The organism is Streptomyces sp. NPDC050145, assembly GCF_044460245.1.
GTDB lineage: Bacteria > Actinomycetota > Actinomycetes > Streptomycetales > Streptomycetaceae > Streptomyces.
In genome coordinates, this window is the sequence record NZ_JBITJS010000001.1 from 315,264 (window position 1) to 329,982 (window position 14,719).

The window sequence follows — 14,719 nt, forward strand, 5'->3', positions numbered from 1 at the left end:
TCGGGCGGCTGGGGTCCGTCGATCATAAACAAAACGTTGAATGAGGGTTCAAGTATCCATATGGTGATCAGCGCCCTTCAGGGCGCCGCCCGGATCAGAGGGTTACGCGCGTCGGCCGGGCCTCGGCGCGCCCGTAGGCCAGCACCCGGGCGAGGACCTCCCGGAACCGGGCGACATCCTCGGCAGGCGCCGCGAGGACGGCCTCGATCTCGCTGTCCGCCACCCCCAGACTCACCTCGGGAGCCGCTGGCCGTCGTTGATAGAACCGCTTCATGACGTTCCGATTCACGGCCCTCGCCGCCGGGACAGGGGACCGCCTACGGCTGTGTGCGCGAAGCCGTCCTGGAGGGCGACGTCTTCCGTGTCTCCCTGGATCCCGAGGCGCTGGATGGGGCGCAGAGGGAAGCGCGCAGGCCGGAGGCGGTCACCCACGCCGCGGTGCCGGTGGTGACGACCGGCGAGGCGCCTTCTAGCGGGCCGCCGAGCGCAGGACCTCCAGCGCCCGGTCCGCGTGCGCGCTCATCCGGAACTCGCTGCGCACGACCTCCAGGACGCGGCGGTCCGTGCCGATCACGAACGTCGCCCGCTTCGTGGGCAGCGGGCCGAAGCCGCGTGCCACGCCGAACTGCCCGCGCACCACGCCCTCCGGGTCGGAGAGCAGCGGGAAGCCCAGCGTGTGGCGCCCCGCGAACTCGGCCTGCCGCTCGACCGCGTCGGAGCTGATCCCGACCGGCCGGGCGCCCACCTCGGCGAACTCGGCCGCCAGATCGCGGAAGTGGCAGGCCTCGGTGGTGCAGCCCGGCGTCATCGCGGCCGGGTAGAAGAACAGCACGACCGGCCCGTCCGCCAGCAGCGAGGACAGCGTCGTCGGCGTCCCGGTCGCGTCGGGCAGCTCGAAGTCCGGGACGACGGAACCGACTTGGATCCGGTTGGCTGTGGGCACGGCACACTCCACGGTTCGGGGGTCGGGCGCGGTTCTACGGGACGAGCGCGATCGTACTCGCCGGTATGGAGAGGGATCAGGGGCGGGGCCCGGCGGCCGCGGGAGACCTCGCCTCCCGCGTCACCCTCGCTTCACGTCGATGTCGGATTCCTGCCAGAACCCCGCCCCGCCCCGGTGCTTCACTCCCCGTATGACCACCACCCCGCACGACGAGCTCGCCCGCCGCTTCCGCGCCCTGCACACCGCCGCCCGCCCGCTCGCCCTCGCCAACGCCTGGGACGTCGCCTCCGCCCGCGTCGTCGAGGCCGCCGGCGCACCCGCGATCGCCACCACGAGCGCCGGGATCGCCTGGTCGCTCGGCCGCCCGGACGGGGACGCGCTGAGCCGCGAGGACGCCCTCGGCACGATCCGCCGGGTCACCGCCGCCGTCACCGTCCCGGTCACCGTGGACATCGAGAGCGGGTACGGCGCCGACGCCGCGGAGGCCGGCGAGACCGTGCGGCAGGTGCTCACGGCCGGAGCCGTCGGCATCAACATCGAGGACGGCACCCGCCCGCCCGCCGAACTCGCCGCACGCATCCGCGCGGCCCGCGCCGCCGCCGACGCGGAAGGCCTCGACCTGTTCGTCAACGCCCGCGTCGACACCTACCTCTTCGGACTCGGCCCGGAGGCGGACCGGCTCGCCGACACCCTGGACCGGGCCCGGCAGTACGTGGACGCGGGCGCCGACGGCGTCTTCGTGCCCGGAGTCGTCGACCTCGACGTCCTCACCACTCTCGCGTCGAAGATTCCCGTACCGCTCAACGCCATGGCCGGAGCGGGCGCCCCCACCGTCGCCGAACTGGGCCGGGCCGGTGTGGCCAGGGTCAGCCTCGGCTCGGGCGTCGCGCAGGCCGCGTACACGGCCGCCCACCGGGCCACGCTCGAACTCCTCGGCACCGGCGGCTACGGACCGCTCGCCGGCGCGCTCGACTTCGGGGACCTGAACGCCCTGCTCACGGCAGGGCCCGGCGCGGACGCCCGCGACGCCCAGGGGTAGCGTTCCGGCGGGGGCGCCGGCCGTGCCGGGCCCTGAACGACGGGGTGCGCGGGAGGGAGCCGGCGATGGTGGAGTGGCGATGGATGAGCCGAGGCGCCCGGCAGGTCCCCGACCCCTGGGCGACCCCGCTGATCTGGACCTTCGCCTACGCGGGCGCGTTCGCGCTGGTCGTCCTCCTCGACGTGTGCGGGATGCTCGACCGCACCGGCGTCGCCCTGGTCACCGTCTCCCTGCTCGCCGCCCTGCTGGGCAGCCGCGGCCGCTTCGGGGCGGCCCCGGGAACCGCCCTCCTGTGCTGGATCTGCCTCAACGTCCTCGGCACCGAACCCGCGGGCGAACTCTCCTGGGCCGGCCACCGCGACCCCGGCTGGATGGCCTGCCTCCTGACCGCCACGGTCCTCGGCACGGCCACGGCCCGCATCCTCCACGCCCGCGCCGCCTACCGCCGCCTGAGCCCGCCGGACGACCCGAGCTGAACGTCACCCCGTGACGGAGCCTCACGTCGCGCACTCCTTGACGCGGGACGGTCGGGCCACGCACCGTGTGCCGGGGCCGCGTTCCGACGGAGGGGGAGACGTGAACAGACGACTGCTCGGCGCGTGCACGGTGATCTCGGCGCTGGCGGTGGTCGGAGGCCTGGTCGCGCCCGCCGCGTCCGCGCCCCGGACCGACCGCGATCGGGGCCTGCCGCTCGGCGCCCCGGGCCTGACCGAGACCCGGACCACCCGCACGCTCCAGCCCGGCGTCACCCTCACCCGTATCGTGCGCGGCGCCGACGCCCCCGCACTGCCGTGGACCGTGGAGGTCTCCATCCCCGGCGGCCCGGGCTCGCCCGACCCCGACGCCCCGCCCAGCGCCCTCAACGACCGGGCCAGCGCCGACCAGTTGGTCGCCCGGCTGCGCGCGGACGGCTTCGACGCACGCGCCGAGCAGGTCGTCACCGAGGCGGTCGCCGACTACGCGGGCGGCAGCCTCGGCTGGCGCGTCCGCGTCGGGACCTTCGACGCCCGGACCGGCGCCGACTCCGTACGGACCCGGCTGCGCGCCGCCGGGTACACGGGCTCCGCCGTCTACACCGGGTGGGACGGGGAGGCGCGTGACCGGGGACCCTGGCGCGTCGACGTCCTCACCATCGACCCGCACCGTTTCCGGGGCACGTTGAAAGCCTCGTACGGACCCGACGTGGAGCAGCGCGAGACGACCAGCGAACTGGCCGCCGACGCCGGAGCCACCGCGGCCGTGAACGCGGGCTTCTTCGTCCTCGACCCGCGCGCGGGCGCACCCGGCGATCCGGCCGGCATCGGCGTCTACGACGGACGGCTGCTGAGCGAACCGGTGCGCGGGCGGCCCGGGTTCGTGTTCCGCGAGGACGCCCGGCACGGGGAGATCAGCCGCCTGTCCTGGAAGGGCCGGGTGGCCGGCCCGCACGGCTCGCTCCCGCTGGACGGGGTCGACCGCGTCCCGGGCCTGATCCGCAACTGCGGCGGCACCGCCGACGACACCCCCACCGCGCTCCCGCTGCACGACGTCACCTGCGCCGACCCGGACGAACTCGTCGCCTTCACCCCCGAGTTCGGCGCCCGCACCCCAGCCGGTGACGGGGCGGAGGCGGTCCTCGACCCTATGGGCAAGGTCGTCGAGGTGCGGACGCCGCGCGGCGGTCCGCTCCCGGCCGGCGGCAGCTCGGTCCAGGCCACCGGAGACCTCGTCGACGACCTGGAAGGGCTCGCGACCGTGGGGCGGCACCTCGCGGTGCGCGGCGACCTGCGCGACGAGGACGGCCGCAAGGTCACGCCCGCCCCCGACACCAGCGTGCTCAACGGCGGGCCCGAACTCGTACGGGACGGACGCCCGCACGTCACCCCCGCGGCCGACGGCATGGTCCAGCCGGGCAACCCGAGCTTCTACTACGGCTGGGTCCACAAGCGGAACCCGCGCACCCTCGCCGGGGTCGACGCCGCCGGACGCACCGTCCTCGTTACCGCCGACGGCCGGGCGACCGACGCGCTCGGACTGTCGATCCCCGAGAGCGCGGCCGTGGCACGGAGCCTCGGCCTACGCGACGCCGTGAACCTCGACGGGGGCGGCTCGACCACGATGGTCGTGGACGACGCCGTGATCAACAAACCCTCCGACGCGACCGGTGAACGGCCGGTGGGAGACGCCCTGTTGATCCTTCCCTGAGCGGAGTACCGACGGTGGGCGCCGCCGGAGTCGTCCGACTATCCGTGGATTGCGTCCATCGTGTGAACCTCGGCCGGCGCCGCAACCGCGCGGCGCCCCGAGCGCCTCTCGGGGAGGGACAGGAACGGCTCACCCCACCGAGGAGAGCGGCATGCAGACGATCACGACGCACCCCGACGACCTGCTGACGTACGACGCCCCGCCGGCCGGCGACTGGCTGCTGCCCCCGCCGAACCCGGCCGACCGGCTGCCCTGCCACGTCGACCCGCGCGACCTGCGCCGCCTCGACCTGCACGCCCTGCTCACCGCGGCCGGAGTCGCCCCCTCGCCCGGCGACACCGAGGCGATCGACCGGCTCAGCGCCCTGCCCGACAGCGTGCATCACGCGCTGCGCCGCTGGCTCGGGACCTGCGGCCGCTGCGGGTCCACGACCTGAGCGCCGCCCCGGCCCGCGACGTCAGCCGGGTCGGGTACAGGCTGTACGCGGCGAGCGGCCTGACCTCCACCGAACACACGACACCGCCGACCCCGATTCCGACCCCAGCCTCGGCCCCGTCCCCCGGGCCCGTCCCCGGACCCAGGTGGGTGCGCAGCAGCTCCAGCACCTTCGCCGACAGCCGCGCGAGCGTCCCCTCGCTGCGGCCGGGCAGCAGCGCCACCTCCACGTGCGCGACCGGGGTGTCCTCGGCTCCGCTCCCCATCACGTACGTCTCCGTGGCCGCGCGGAAGAAGACCTTGCACGTCCCCTGGGAGCCCGCGGCCTCCACCACCAGCGCGTGCAGCGCGGCGGCGAAGGCGCGCCGGTCGAAGGCGCCGGCGAGCCCGGGCGAGTAGTCGACGGTGACGTGAGGCACGGCGCCTCCAGGGCAGGTGCACGGGGCGGAAAAATAAGTTCAGAATGCAACTACAGTGTCTGTCACCTTAACCCCCCGCTTACCGCCCGCGCCGTCCGGGGCAGAATCGCGGCGTAGCGCCGACGACGTACGGGGAGGGCGGGGCGGATGCCCGAGAAGGAGATCGCCGGGGCGCGGCAGGAACTGCGCCGCTCGGTGGAGGAGTTGGCCCGGCACATGGAGCGGTTCGCGTCCGAGCTGGTTCCCGGATCGGCGCCCGGCCTCAGCGGTTTCGACGACCTGTGGACCGACGATCCCTGGACACCGGACGGCCGTTACCAGTCCCTGTCCGGGCGCCTTCCTCTCCCGGCGGAGGCTCTCGGGCCGGACTCCGGGTTCCCGGAACGGGTCGGTTCCGTCCTGGCGGCTGCGGGCTGGACGACGGGGAGCGGGGCGGGGGAACCCGAGAGCGTCCGGACGCGGTACGCCGCGATCGTCTCCGGCACCCGGGACGGCTTCGAGATCCAGTTCCGGCTGTCGGCCCGGGCCGTCGACCTATACGGCCGCACCCCCGTGACCCGGCTGTACACCTGGGTGAGCCCGGAACCCGTCGTCACCGCGCGGACCGTGAGCCGGGGGCACGAGCTGTGTCCCGAGTGCGAGGGGCTCGGCCGGTGCCCCACCTGCGAGGGCCGCATCGTCTTCCTGCGCAGCGGCTCCTACACCGGCTACCGCTCCGGCTGCCCGGACTGCCACGGCGACAACGTCTGCCTGGTGTGCCGGGGCGTGGGCCAGCGGCCCCGGCGGTCCGGCTGAGCCGGTTCAGGTGCCGTCACGCGGGCGAGCCGCCGGCTCCGGAGGTCCCGGGGCCGGCGGCTCGCACCGTACGGACTGGCGGTGGCGGATCAGGCGCCGCTCGCGTCCAGCATCTCGTCGCGCTCGACGATCTTCACGCGCTCGCGGCCCTGCGGCTCGCCGAGCGCCTTCTCGGCGGCGTCGAGCTTGTACCAGCCCTCCCACGTCGTGTAGCGCACGCCGCGCTCGCCGAGGAAGGCCTCGACTGCCTCGGGGGCCGGGGTGGACGGCGTCTGGAGGCGGCCTTCGGCGTGGTCCTCGAGCAGGTTGGCGATCGTCTCGTTGGCGTCGCCCTTGGTGTGCCCGATCAGGCCCACGGGGCCGCGCCGGATCCAGCCGGTGACGTACGTCGACGACAGGTGCGCGCCGCTCTCCTCGATGACGCGGCCGCCCTCGTCGGGGACGGTGCCGGTGGTGACGTCCCACGGCAGCTTGGGCAGCTCGTCGGAGAGGTAGCCGACGGCGCGGTAGACGGACGTGACGTCCCAGTCGGTCGTGCGGCCGGTGCCCTTGACGTTGCCCGTGCCGTCCAGCTCGGTGCGCTCGGTGCGCAGGCCGACGACCTGTCCGTCCTCGCCGAGGATCTCGACCGGGGACTCGAAGAAGTGCAGGAAGAGCTTGTGCGGGCGGTCGCCGACGTCGCGGATCGCCCAGTTCTCCAGCGTCTTGGCGACCATGTCGGTCTGCTTGTTCTTGCGGCGCTCCGCGATCGAGCCCTCGTCGTAGTCGATGTCCTCGGGGTTGACGATGACCTCGATGGTGGGGGAGTGGTCCAGCTCGCGCAGCTCCATGGGGCTGAACTTGGCCTGGGCCGGTCCGCGGCGGCCGAAGACGTGGATCTCCACGGCCTTGTTGGCCTTGAGCCCGTCGTGGACGTTGGCCGGGATCTCGGTCGGCAGCAGTTCCTCGGCGGTCTTCGCGAGGATACGGGCGACGTCGAGGGCGACGTTGCCGACGCCGAGGACGGCGACCTTCTCGGCCGACAGGTCCCAGGTGCGGGGCACGTCCGGGTGGCCGTCGTACCAGGAGGCGAAGTCGGCGGCGCCGAAGGAGCCGTCCAGGTCGACGCCGGGGATCTTCAGCTCGCGGTCGAACATGGCGCCGGTCGAGAAGACCACGGCGTCGTAGAACGAGCGCAGGTCGTCCAGGTGGACGTCGGTGCCGTAGTTCACGTTGCCGAAGAGGCGGACCTGCGGCTTGTCGAGGACCTGGTGCAGGGCGGTGACGATGCCCTTGATGCGGGGGTGGTCGGGGGCGACGCCGTAGCGGATCAGGCCGAAGGGGGCCGGCATGCGCTCGAAGAGGTCGATGGACACCCCCGGCTCGGCGGCCGCGGCGGACTTGAGCAGCGCGTCTGCGGCGTAGATGCCGGCGGGGCCGGCTCCGACGATGGCGACCCTCAGGGGGCGGGGCATGTTCAGGTTCCCTTCGAGTGGTCCAGGGGGTACTCGAGGAGATCTTAAAGTAAGGCAAGCCTTAGTTGGCAGGCGGGTCCCGTCTATGGGGTCATAAGGGAAGGTTATGAGATGCCATAGCCTGGCTTGGGTGCCTGCGGTCTTCGGGCATAGACCGTACGGTGCCGCTGTTGCACACGTCCGGGCGGGGCTGAAGGTCAGCCGTGCCACGTAGTACAGGGAGCGTCGCATGACCAAGGAAACCGAGAAGGCCGTACTGGCGGGCGGATGCTTCTGGGGGATGCAGGACCTGATCCGGAGGCTGCCCGGAGTGCTCTCCACCCGCGTCGGCTACACCGGCGGTGACACTCCGAACGCGACGTACCGCAACCACGGCGACCACGCCGAGGCCATCGAGATCGTCTACGACCCGTCGGCCACCGCCTACCGCGACCTGCTGGAGTTCTTCTTCCAGATCCACGACCCGAGCACCCGCGACCGCCAGGGCAACGACCTGGGCCGCAGCTACCGCTCGGCGATCTACTTCGCGGACGACGCCCAGCGCGCGACCGCCGTCGACACCATCGCCGACGTGGACGCCAGCGGCCTGTGGCCCGGCAAGGTCGTCACCGAGGTCGAGCCGCTCGGGGACTTCTGGGAGGCCGAGCCCGAGCACCAGGACTACCTGGAGCGCTACCCCGAGGGATACACCTGCCACTTCCCGCGCCCGAACTGGAAGCTGCCCCGGCGCGCGCAGGCCTGAGAGAAATTCGGGTGACCCGGTCGGCGGGACGCGTTACCGTCGACTCATGAACGTCATCCATCGCAGCAGCACCGCGACCGCGCGAGCGACCAGCTCGCCGGTTGCCGCCGCCTGACGTTCCACCTTCCCACCGGCGACCGGACACGGTCCGCCGGTGTTTCTCTGTGGTGCCCCTGATGGCTTCCACCCTGTGACGACCGCGCGGCCCGCCGTCCGGCGCCTCCGCCCCCGACGCGCCGACCCCACGGTCACGCGGACGCACAGGAGACACCCCATGAACAGCGAGTCCACGAACACCGGCACCGACACGCGAACGGGCACGAGGACCACCACAGGTGCCGGCGTCGACACCGACACGGTCGTACGGACCTTCGTCGAGTACTTCGAGGACCGCGGACACCGCCGCATCACCGGCTCGACCCTGCTGCCCCCGCCCGGCGACCCGGTGCTCTTCACCACCTCGGGCATGCACCCCCTCACCCCGTACCTGGAGGGGCGCCCGCATCCGCTCGGCCGGCGCCTGGTCAACGTCCAGCGCTGTCTGCGCACCACCGACCTCGACGAGGTCGGCGACCGCACCCACCTCACCGTCTTCGAGATGCTCGGCAGCTGGTCGCTCGGCGACTACGAGGGGCGCCAGAGCCTCGAATGGGGCTACGACCTGCTCACCGAGGGCTTCGGCATCGACCCCGGCCGACTGCACGCCACCGTCTTCGGCGGCGACGAACAGGTCGGCCCGGACACGGACTCCCTCGAGCTCTGGCAGGAACGCGGCGTGCCCGTGGAGCTCACCGTCGACGACAACTGGTGGTCCAACGGACCGGTCGGCCCCTGCGGGCCCGACTCCGAGATCTTCCTGTGGACCGGCGACACCCCGCCACGCTCCACCCCCACCCAGGACGACCGCTGGGTCGAGATCTGGAACCACGTGATGATGCGGCACCGCCGCCTCGACGACGGCTCCCTCGTCCCGCTGCCGCAGCGCAACGTCGACACCGGCCTCGGCCTGGAACGCCTCACCAGCCTGCTGCAGGGCCGGACCTCCGTGTTCGAGTGCGACGTCTTCGACCCGTGGCGCCGGCTGGTCCCGACGCTGTGGCCGCTCGACGAGTCCGACCTGCGCCTCGTCTGCGACCACCTGCGCTCCGCCGTCGTCATCCTCGGCGACGGCGTCCGCCCCTCCCACACCGGCCGCGGCTACGTGCTGCGCAGGCTGCTGCGCCGCACGCTCACCGTCCTGTGGCGCGGCGACCCCTCGCGCAGCCTGGGCGACCTGCCCCCCGGCCTGGTCCGGCACACCCAGGACCACTTCCGCCAGGACGGGGGCCCGGAGCCCGACGCCGTACGGCAGTTGCTGGCCGACGAGGAGCGACGCTTCCGGGGGCTGCTCGAGCGCGGCCGGCGCGTCCTGGCCCGCCCCCGTTTCCAGGGGCCGCTGGACGACGAGGACTTCCGGTACCTCCACGACACGCACGGCCTGCCCCGGGACCTGGTGGTGAGCCTGCGCGACCAGTGAGCCTCTCGTGTGGATCTCGTGAAGATCGTGGAGGCCAAGTGAGTGACGGCGGACGGTTCTGGCGGCGTGTTGCCCCGTAATGGCCGATTTGTCTGTTCATCCTTCCATGTGAAGAACCATCAGACATGGAGGTGGTGCGGATGAAGCCGTCCGCTCGAGGAATCATCGTGGCAGGGGCGGGACCCCTGCTGGCGCTGGGGTGCTGGACGGCCAACGCCGTGGCCGCCTCGGACGCGCCGCACCCGGCGGCGTCCGGGCAGGCGCAGGCGCCGTCCGTGGTGCAGGGTGCCGTTCCGGGGCTGGACGTCCCGGGATACGGGGATGACGGCGACGCGCAGGAAGGGCCTTCGGGTTACGGCGCGTCGGAGGGCCCGAAGGGCCATGACGAACACGGCCCCAAGGGTGGCGACGAGCAGGGCCCCAAGGGTCATGACGAGCACGGGCCCAAGGGTGGCGACGAGCAGGGGCCGAAGGGCGGCGAGGACGAGGGGCCTTCGGGCTACGGCGAGGAGACCCCGCCGACCTCGCCCCCCGTGACGCACCCGCCGGTGACCCATCCTCCGGTCACCACCCCGCCCGTGACGCACCCGCCGGTCACGACGCCCCCGGTGACGCATCCCCCGGTGACGCATCCTCCGGTCACCACCCCTCCGGTGACGCACCCTCCGGTGACGCACCCGCCGGTCACCACCCCGCCGGTGACGACGCCTCCGGTGACGCACCCGCCGGTCACGACTCCTCCCGTGACGCACCCGCCGGTGACCCACCCTCCGGTCACGACGCCTCCCGGGACGACGACCCCGCCGACGGGCCACCCGAAGCCGCCGGAGCTCGCCGAGTCCGGTAGCGAGAAAGGGCTGTACGTGCTCGCCGGGATCGCGGCGGCCTGCGTCGCCGCCGGTGCCGTCTGCCTGCGGATCGCCCGCCCGGCGAAGCGCCGCGCGCACTGAGCGGAGCCCGCGAGGGCATGTGCCCGTGGCCGGACCCCTCGTCCGGCCGCGGGCACACGCGTTCCTACTTCTGCCGGGCGTGCTTGGCGCCGTAGAACACCGAACGGGCCGCGCGGATCCTGGCCGCCTGCCGGTCGGTGTCGCGGGCGAGGTCCAGCGCCGCCCGCAGCACGTCGGGATCGGCGAGCCGGCCGCTGCCGTCCGGCGGCACCCGCCACATGTACGTGTGCTGCTGCACGCCGGTGATGTCGTCGGCGTGCGGGGACGGTACGGACAGCTCCGTGCCGGCGCCCAGGAGCACGGCGTCGTCCTGCGTCTGCGGCCAGTCGTCCGCGCTGCCGGGCTGGGTCAGGATGTAGAACACCGGACGCGGTGGCGCGTGCTCCTCCAGGACCGGCACCTTGCCGGCGTCGTCGCCGAGCTCCCACAGGACGGTCAGCCCGAGGGGCTGGTGCACCCGTAGCGCGTCGAAGCGGCGACCGGCCGGCAGCCGGGCGAGAAAAGGTGCCTGCTCCCACTGCGCGAAGGCCTTTTCAGGCTGCGCATGACAGGCGGCTAACCACTGGGCCCCGTCCATGAGTTGACCGTACGTCACACCCCTGCGGTCGGACAGCGTGAACGCCGGTTTGTCCGGGGAGGTGCCGCTTCGCCCGTGCGGGGCGCGCGCCCGGGGCCGGATGGACCGACGGACTCCGGCGGCTGGGAACCGAAGCCCGCGCAGCGCCCCGGGGCGCGCTGGGGGCCGCCGGGGCGAGAGGGGAGGACAGCGGCCCCGGCACCACTCCACGAGGCCGTGTGGTGCGGTGCATGAGCTCAGTGCACCGCGCAATTCCGGCCACGGCGAGGGTGCGTGAGTGATCGGGGTGTGCGCACGGTTCACACGGGGCGCGAACACCGCCGGGATCAGGTCGAGTCGGGGGCCGGAACCGTTTCGGGGGACGTCCGCCACAGCGGCCCCTCCCGAACCGCGCCTCGATTCCGGCCACTTCGCCCCCGTCACTTCCTCCCCACGGATTGACCACCGCGCCTCCACGACTACAGTGCGGGAATGCCACACGAGGGAACGCCGAGCGGCTACCGGACCGACGGGCTGTGGGCCGCCTCAGCGATCGCGTTCGCCGCGCTGGTCGTCGGCTGCGGGATCGCCCTCCTCGGCATGCTGGAGTTCGGTGAGCACTGCACGCAGGGCCTGACCGAGGGACCGGGCCGGCTGCTCAGGGTGCGCGACCAGGCGTTCCCGCCCGCCACCGTCTGCGCGTTCGAGCAGGGTGAGGTCGCGTCCGTCGGCGGGCGGGCGCCGCTGGGCTTCCTGCTGTGGGCCGGACTGGTCGTCATGGTCGTCGCCCTGCTCGGGGCCCTGGTCGCCGAGTGCCTCGACCCGCGGCCCGGCAGTGATCTGGTGCGCCCCATGTCCCGTACCGAGAAGGTGCGCCGGACCGGTGCGGCCCTCTTCGTGCTGGGCTCCGTCTTCCTCATGGCCTACTTCCTCGCCGCGTGGCGGCTGCTGCCCAGCCCTTCGGCAGCCTGTTCCGACGGCGACGGCTGGAGCCCCGGCGCGCCGCGGACCCTCGACGCGAGTCTCTTCCCGCCCCAGGCGACCTGCCGGTTCGCCAGTGGGGAGACGAGGGGGATCAACCCCGACTGGCTGGTGTCGTTCGTCGTCGAACTGACCGTCCCCGCGCTGCTCGCCGCCTTCGCCTTCGGGCTCGCGCTGCGGCGCCGCGCGGCCGAGCGGGCGGACGGCGGGCCGGGGACCTCACCCCTTCCCGGCCGTCGTCCTCCGTCTAGAGTGGGCTGATCATGACGCGCTTCCGAGAGGCCGTCCGCGACCTGCTCCGCGAGCGGGTGCTGGACGCCGCATACGAGCTGGTGACGACGGAGGGCTGGGGGCGGCTCCGGGTCGCGGCCGTGGCACGGGCCGCGGGGGTGAGCCGGCAGACGGTCTACAACGAGTTCGGCTCGAACTCGAAGGACGCGATCGGTCTGGCCCTCGTGGAGCGCGAGGCCGAGCGGTTCCTGCTCGGGATCCAGCGGGAACTGGACGCGCACCGCGACTCCCTGGACGCCGCGGCCTGCGCGGGCGTCGGGTTCGTCCTCGGCCAGGCCGCCGACAACCCGCTCATCAAGTCCGTGCTCACGGCGGCCCGCGGCGGCGAGGACGACGATCTGCTCGCCTACCTGACGACCCGCCCCGAGCCGGTCTTCGACACCGCGACCGTCATGCTCGACGCCTACGCGGCCGACGCCTGGCCTGAGATCGACGCGCTCTCCCGCAGTCTCGCCGTGGAGACGATCGTCCGGCTCACGGTCAGCCACATCGTGCAGCCCGCCGCCTCGCCCGAGGAGTCGGCCCGGAGGATCGCCGCGATCACCACACGGATCGCCTACCCCGCGCCCGCCGGCGACGCATCCTGACGGGGCATCAACACCCTTACGTCTCCCGGGCCTTCACCGGAGCGGCGCCCCGCGTCCCCACTGTGACCGCTTCTTCACGTCTCGATTGCACCGATCCCTGCGCGGGCCATTGACGCCCGGCCGGACGGGTGTCACTTTGCCGGACAGTACGTGCCTGAAGTGTCCAATGACGTGATCCGTGAGGAGACCGGCCGTGCCTTTGCACCACGAGACCGAACCCCTGCACGAGGCACCGCCCTGGCGGGACCCGAAGCGCTACCTGTGGCTGATGGGCCTGATCGTGCCGTGCTTCCCCTTCATCGCCTGGGGCCTGGTGGAACTCACCGGCCTCGGCGTCTTCTGGTGGAGCGGAGTGATCCTGCTCTATGTCCTCTTCCCGGTCATCGACCAGCTCATAGGCAAGGACTCCGCGAACCCGCCCGACAGTGCCCTTGCCCGCCTGGAGGCCGACCGCTACTACCGCTGGTGCACGTACATGTACCTGCCGCTCCAGTACGCGGGCCTCGTCGCCGGCTGCGCGCTGCTCACCGGCGGCGGCCTCTCGCTCGCGGGCCGGATCGGCCTGACCGTCACCCTCGGCGGAGTCGCCGGCATCGGTATCAACACCGCCCACGAACTGGGCCACAAGAAGGAGTCCACCGAGCGCTGGCTCTCCCGCGTCGCGCTCGCGCAGACCTTCTACGGTCACTTCTACATCGAGCACAACCGGGGCCACCACGTCCGGGTGGCCACCCCCGACGACCCGGCGAGCGCCCGGCTCGGCGAGAGCTTCTGGCGCTTCCTGCCGCGCACCGTCGTCGGCAGCCTCGCCTCCGCCTGGCGCCTGGAGAAGCGGCGCCTGACTCGGCGCGGCGGCTCCCCGTGGACCCCGCGCAACGACATCCTCAGCGCCTGGGCCATGTCCGCGGCCCTCTTCGCCGCGCTCGCGATCGCCTTCGGGCCGGAGGTCCTGCCCTATCTCGTGGGCCAGGCCGTCTTCGGCTTCTGCCTGCTCGAAGTCATCAACTACACCGAGCACTACGGCCTGCTGCGCGAACGCACCGAGAGCGGCCGGTTCGAGCGTTGCGCCCCCAAGCACAGCTGGAACAGCGACAACGTCGCCTCCAACGTCTTCCTCTACCACCTCCAGCGGCACAGCGACCACCACGCGAACCCCACCCGCCGCTACCAGGCCCTGCGCCACTTCGAGGACGCCCCCGAACTGCCCACCGGCTACGCGGGCATGATCGTCCTCGCGTACTTCCCGCCGCTGTGGCGCCGCGTCATGGACCACCGGGTGCTCGCCCACTACGGAGGCGACGTGCGGCGCGCCAATCTCCAGCCCGCGCGGCGCGGCGCGCTGCTCGCCCGGTACGGCGCGGGAGAGCGCCCCGAGGGTACCCCGGGCGTCGCCGCATGAGCCGGTACCGCTGCCCGTCCTGCGACTACGTCTACGACGAGGACACGGGTCACCCCCGCGAGGGCTTCCCGGCCGGCACTCTGTGGGACGAGGTCCCCGACGACTGGTGCTGCCCCGACTGCGGCGTCCGGGAGAAGGTCGACTTCGACCCGGTGGGGGCCGCCTGAGAGCAGGCGTGACCGGCTCCGCCGACACGGGGATGAGACGGCGGAGCCGGGCCGCGCAGAACGCGACCACCCCATTGTCAGGCCTCAACTCGACCTCTGCCAGAGGGACTTGTGTCGGTGTTGCGGGTGGGGGCGGTGGATCGAGTGGGTGTGCCGGGGCGCCCGGGTGGAGGGCGCCGGACGGGACACCGGGGACCTGCGGTCCCTGTCGCCGGGCGGTGAGCGAGAAGCCGTCCCATAATGCGGGCAACCGCACCCGCA

At 72.9% G+C, this 14,719-nt stretch carries 17 protein-coding genes; 12 read left to right on the top strand and 5 right to left on the bottom strand.

Going from position 1 to position 14,719, the window contains the following annotated elements; translation table 11 throughout:
• Window positions 1-94: 94 nt before the first annotated feature.
• Together ACIBTU_RS01550 and ACIBTU_RS01555 are read right to left on the bottom strand one after the other, a co-directional pair.
• On the bottom strand, window positions 95-223 hold the full coding sequence (locus ACIBTU_RS01550) for a hypothetical protein (RefSeq protein ID WP_399123845.1): 129 nt from the start codon (window positions 221-223) through the stop codon (window positions 95-97).
• Window positions 224-469: 246 nt separating this feature from the next.
• On the bottom strand, window positions 470-943 hold the full coding sequence (locus tag ACIBTU_RS01555) for a peroxiredoxin (protein WP_399123846.1): 474 nt from the start codon (window positions 941-943) through the stop codon (window positions 470-472).
• Between the two features lie 190 nt (window positions 944-1,133).
• Here ACIBTU_RS01555 and ACIBTU_RS01560 point away from each other — a divergent pair, with 190 nt between their 5' ends.
• From ACIBTU_RS01560 to ACIBTU_RS01575, 4 genes are all read left to right on the top strand, one after another.
• Complete coding sequence (locus ACIBTU_RS01560; RefSeq protein WP_399123847.1) at window positions 1,134-1,982, top strand: isocitrate lyase/phosphoenolpyruvate mutase family protein; 849 nt, start codon at window positions 1,134-1,136, stop codon at window positions 1,980-1,982.
• A 65-nt stretch (window positions 1,983-2,047) separates the two neighbouring features.
• A complete protein-coding gene (locus ACIBTU_RS01565) occupies window positions 2,048-2,458 on the top strand; it encodes a hypothetical protein (protein WP_399123848.1) in 411 nt (136 codons plus the stop codon).
• Between the two features lie 100 nt (window positions 2,459-2,558).
• A complete protein-coding gene (locus tag ACIBTU_RS01570) occupies window positions 2,559-4,166 on the top strand; it encodes a phosphodiester glycosidase family protein (protein ID WP_399123849.1) in 1,608 nt (535 codons plus the stop codon).
• A 151-nt stretch (window positions 4,167-4,317) separates the two neighbouring features.
• The gene (locus tag ACIBTU_RS01575) at window positions 4,318-4,602 is read left to right on the top strand and encodes a hypothetical protein (RefSeq protein ID WP_399123850.1); all 285 of its coding nucleotides are present in this window, start codon (window positions 4,318-4,320) and stop codon (window positions 4,600-4,602) included.
• On the opposite strand, the gene ACIBTU_RS01580 is transcribed toward ACIBTU_RS01575, so the two are convergent.
• Window positions 4,523-5,020, bottom strand: a complete 498-nt coding sequence (locus ACIBTU_RS01580; protein ID WP_399123851.1) for a hypothetical protein — start codon at window positions 5,018-5,020, stop codon at window positions 4,523-4,525. The two genes, ACIBTU_RS01575 and ACIBTU_RS01580, sit on opposite strands and share 80 nt — an antisense overlap.
• A 147-nt stretch (window positions 5,021-5,167) precedes the next feature.
• On the opposite strand from ACIBTU_RS01580, the gene ACIBTU_RS01585 reads away from it, so the two are divergent.
• Window positions 5,168-5,815, top strand: a complete 648-nt coding sequence (locus tag ACIBTU_RS01585) for a hypothetical protein (protein WP_399123852.1) — start codon at window positions 5,168-5,170, stop codon at window positions 5,813-5,815.
• 89 nt (window positions 5,816-5,904) lie between these two features.
• Here ACIBTU_RS01585 and ACIBTU_RS01590 read toward each other — a convergent pair whose 3' ends face one another.
• Window positions 5,905-7,269 (bottom strand): FAD-dependent oxidoreductase, encoded by a 1,365-nt coding sequence (locus ACIBTU_RS01590; RefSeq protein WP_399123853.1) that lies wholly within the window; start codon window positions 7,267-7,269, stop codon window positions 5,905-5,907.
• 229 nt (window positions 7,270-7,498) lie between these two features.
• On the opposite strand from ACIBTU_RS01590, the gene msrA reads away from it, so the two are divergent.
• The 3 genes from msrA to ACIBTU_RS01605 all read left to right on the top strand — a co-directional run bounded on the left by msrA (window position 7,499) and on the right by ACIBTU_RS01605 (window position 10,477).
• The gene (msrA, locus tag ACIBTU_RS01595; protein ID WP_399123854.1) at window positions 7,499-8,011 is read left to right on the top strand and encodes a peptide-methionine (S)-S-oxide reductase MsrA; all 513 of its coding nucleotides are present in this window, start codon (window positions 7,499-7,501) and stop codon (window positions 8,009-8,011) included.
• Between the two features lie 274 nt (window positions 8,012-8,285).
• Window positions 8,286-9,527, top strand: coding sequence for an alanine--tRNA ligase-related protein (locus tag ACIBTU_RS01600; protein ID WP_399123855.1), 1,242 nt, complete (start codon window positions 8,286-8,288; stop codon window positions 9,525-9,527).
• Window positions 9,528-9,694: 167 nt separating this feature from the next.
• The gene (locus ACIBTU_RS01605; protein WP_399123856.1) at window positions 9,695-10,477 is read left to right on the top strand and encodes a hypothetical protein; all 783 of its coding nucleotides are present in this window, start codon (window positions 9,695-9,697) and stop codon (window positions 10,475-10,477) included.
• A gap of 64 nt (window positions 10,478-10,541) precedes the next feature.
• Here ACIBTU_RS01605 and ACIBTU_RS01610 read toward each other — a convergent pair whose 3' ends face one another.
• The gene (locus ACIBTU_RS01610) at window positions 10,542-11,054 is read right to left on the bottom strand and encodes a hypothetical protein (RefSeq protein WP_399123857.1); all 513 of its coding nucleotides are present in this window, start codon (window positions 11,052-11,054) and stop codon (window positions 10,542-10,544) included.
• 471 nt (window positions 11,055-11,525) lie between these two features.
• Between ACIBTU_RS01610 and ACIBTU_RS01615 the strand changes: the two genes are divergently transcribed.
• The 4 genes from ACIBTU_RS01615 (at window position 11,526) to ACIBTU_RS01630 (ending at window position 14,458) form a co-directional block, all read left to right on the top strand.
• Window positions 11,526-12,275 (top strand): hypothetical protein, encoded by a 750-nt coding sequence (locus ACIBTU_RS01615; RefSeq protein ID WP_399123858.1) that lies wholly within the window; start codon window positions 11,526-11,528, stop codon window positions 12,273-12,275.
• Between the two features lie 2 nt (window positions 12,276-12,277).
• Entirely contained in the window at window positions 12,278-12,892 is a 615-nt protein-coding gene (locus tag ACIBTU_RS01620) for a TetR family transcriptional regulator (protein ID WP_399123859.1), read from the top strand.
• A 193-nt stretch (window positions 12,893-13,085) separates the two neighbouring features.
• Window positions 13,086-14,291: an alkane 1-monooxygenase gene (locus tag ACIBTU_RS01625; RefSeq protein WP_399123860.1), complete on the top strand. Its 1,206-nt coding sequence runs from the start codon at window positions 13,086-13,088 to the stop codon at window positions 14,289-14,291.
• Window positions 14,288-14,458 carry a rubredoxin gene (locus ACIBTU_RS01630; RefSeq protein WP_399123861.1) on the top strand — a complete coding sequence of 57 codons (171 nt, stop codon included), beginning with the start codon at window positions 14,288-14,290 and terminating at the stop codon, window positions 14,456-14,458. The genes ACIBTU_RS01625 and ACIBTU_RS01630 overlap by 4 nt, the downstream gene beginning before the upstream one ends.
• Window positions 14,459-14,719 lie beyond the last annotated feature (261 nt).

Excerpts from the sequence above, each read along its gene's own strand:
- ACIBTU_RS01560 (WP_399123847.1), top strand. The coding sequence starts at position 1,134 with ATGACCACCACCCCGCACGACGAGCTCGCCCGCCGCTTCCGCGCCCTG.
- ACIBTU_RS01565 (WP_399123848.1), top strand. The coding sequence starts at position 2,048 with ATGGTGGAGTGGCGATGGATGAGCCGAGGCGCCCGGCAGGTCCCCGAC.
- ACIBTU_RS01615 (WP_399123858.1), top strand. The coding sequence starts at position 11,526 with ATGCCACACGAGGGAACGCCGAGCGGCTACCGGACCGACGGGCTGTGG.
- ACIBTU_RS01600 (WP_399123855.1), top strand. The coding sequence starts at position 8,286 with ATGAACAGCGAGTCCACGAACACCGGCACCGACACGCGAACGGGCACG.
- ACIBTU_RS01630 (WP_399123861.1), top strand. The coding sequence starts at position 14,288 with ATGAGCCGGTACCGCTGCCCGTCCTGCGACTACGTCTACGACGAGGAC.
- ACIBTU_RS01575 (WP_399123850.1), top strand. The coding sequence starts at position 4,318 with ATGCAGACGATCACGACGCACCCCGACGACCTGCTGACGTACGACGCC.
- ACIBTU_RS01585 (WP_399123852.1), top strand. The coding sequence starts at position 5,168 with ATGCCCGAGAAGGAGATCGCCGGGGCGCGGCAGGAACTGCGCCGCTCG.
- ACIBTU_RS01610 (WP_399123857.1), bottom strand. The coding sequence starts at position 11,054 with ATGGACGGGGCCCAGTGGTTAGCCGCCTGTCATGCGCAGCCTGAAAAG.
- ACIBTU_RS01590 (WP_399123853.1), bottom strand. The coding sequence starts at position 7,269 with ATGCCCCGCCCCCTGAGGGTCGCCATCGTCGGAGCCGGCCCCGCCGGC.
- msrA (WP_399123854.1), top strand. The coding sequence starts at position 7,499 with ATGACCAAGGAAACCGAGAAGGCCGTACTGGCGGGCGGATGCTTCTGG.
- ACIBTU_RS01620 (WP_399123859.1), top strand. The coding sequence starts at position 12,278 with ATGACGCGCTTCCGAGAGGCCGTCCGCGACCTGCTCCGCGAGCGGGTG.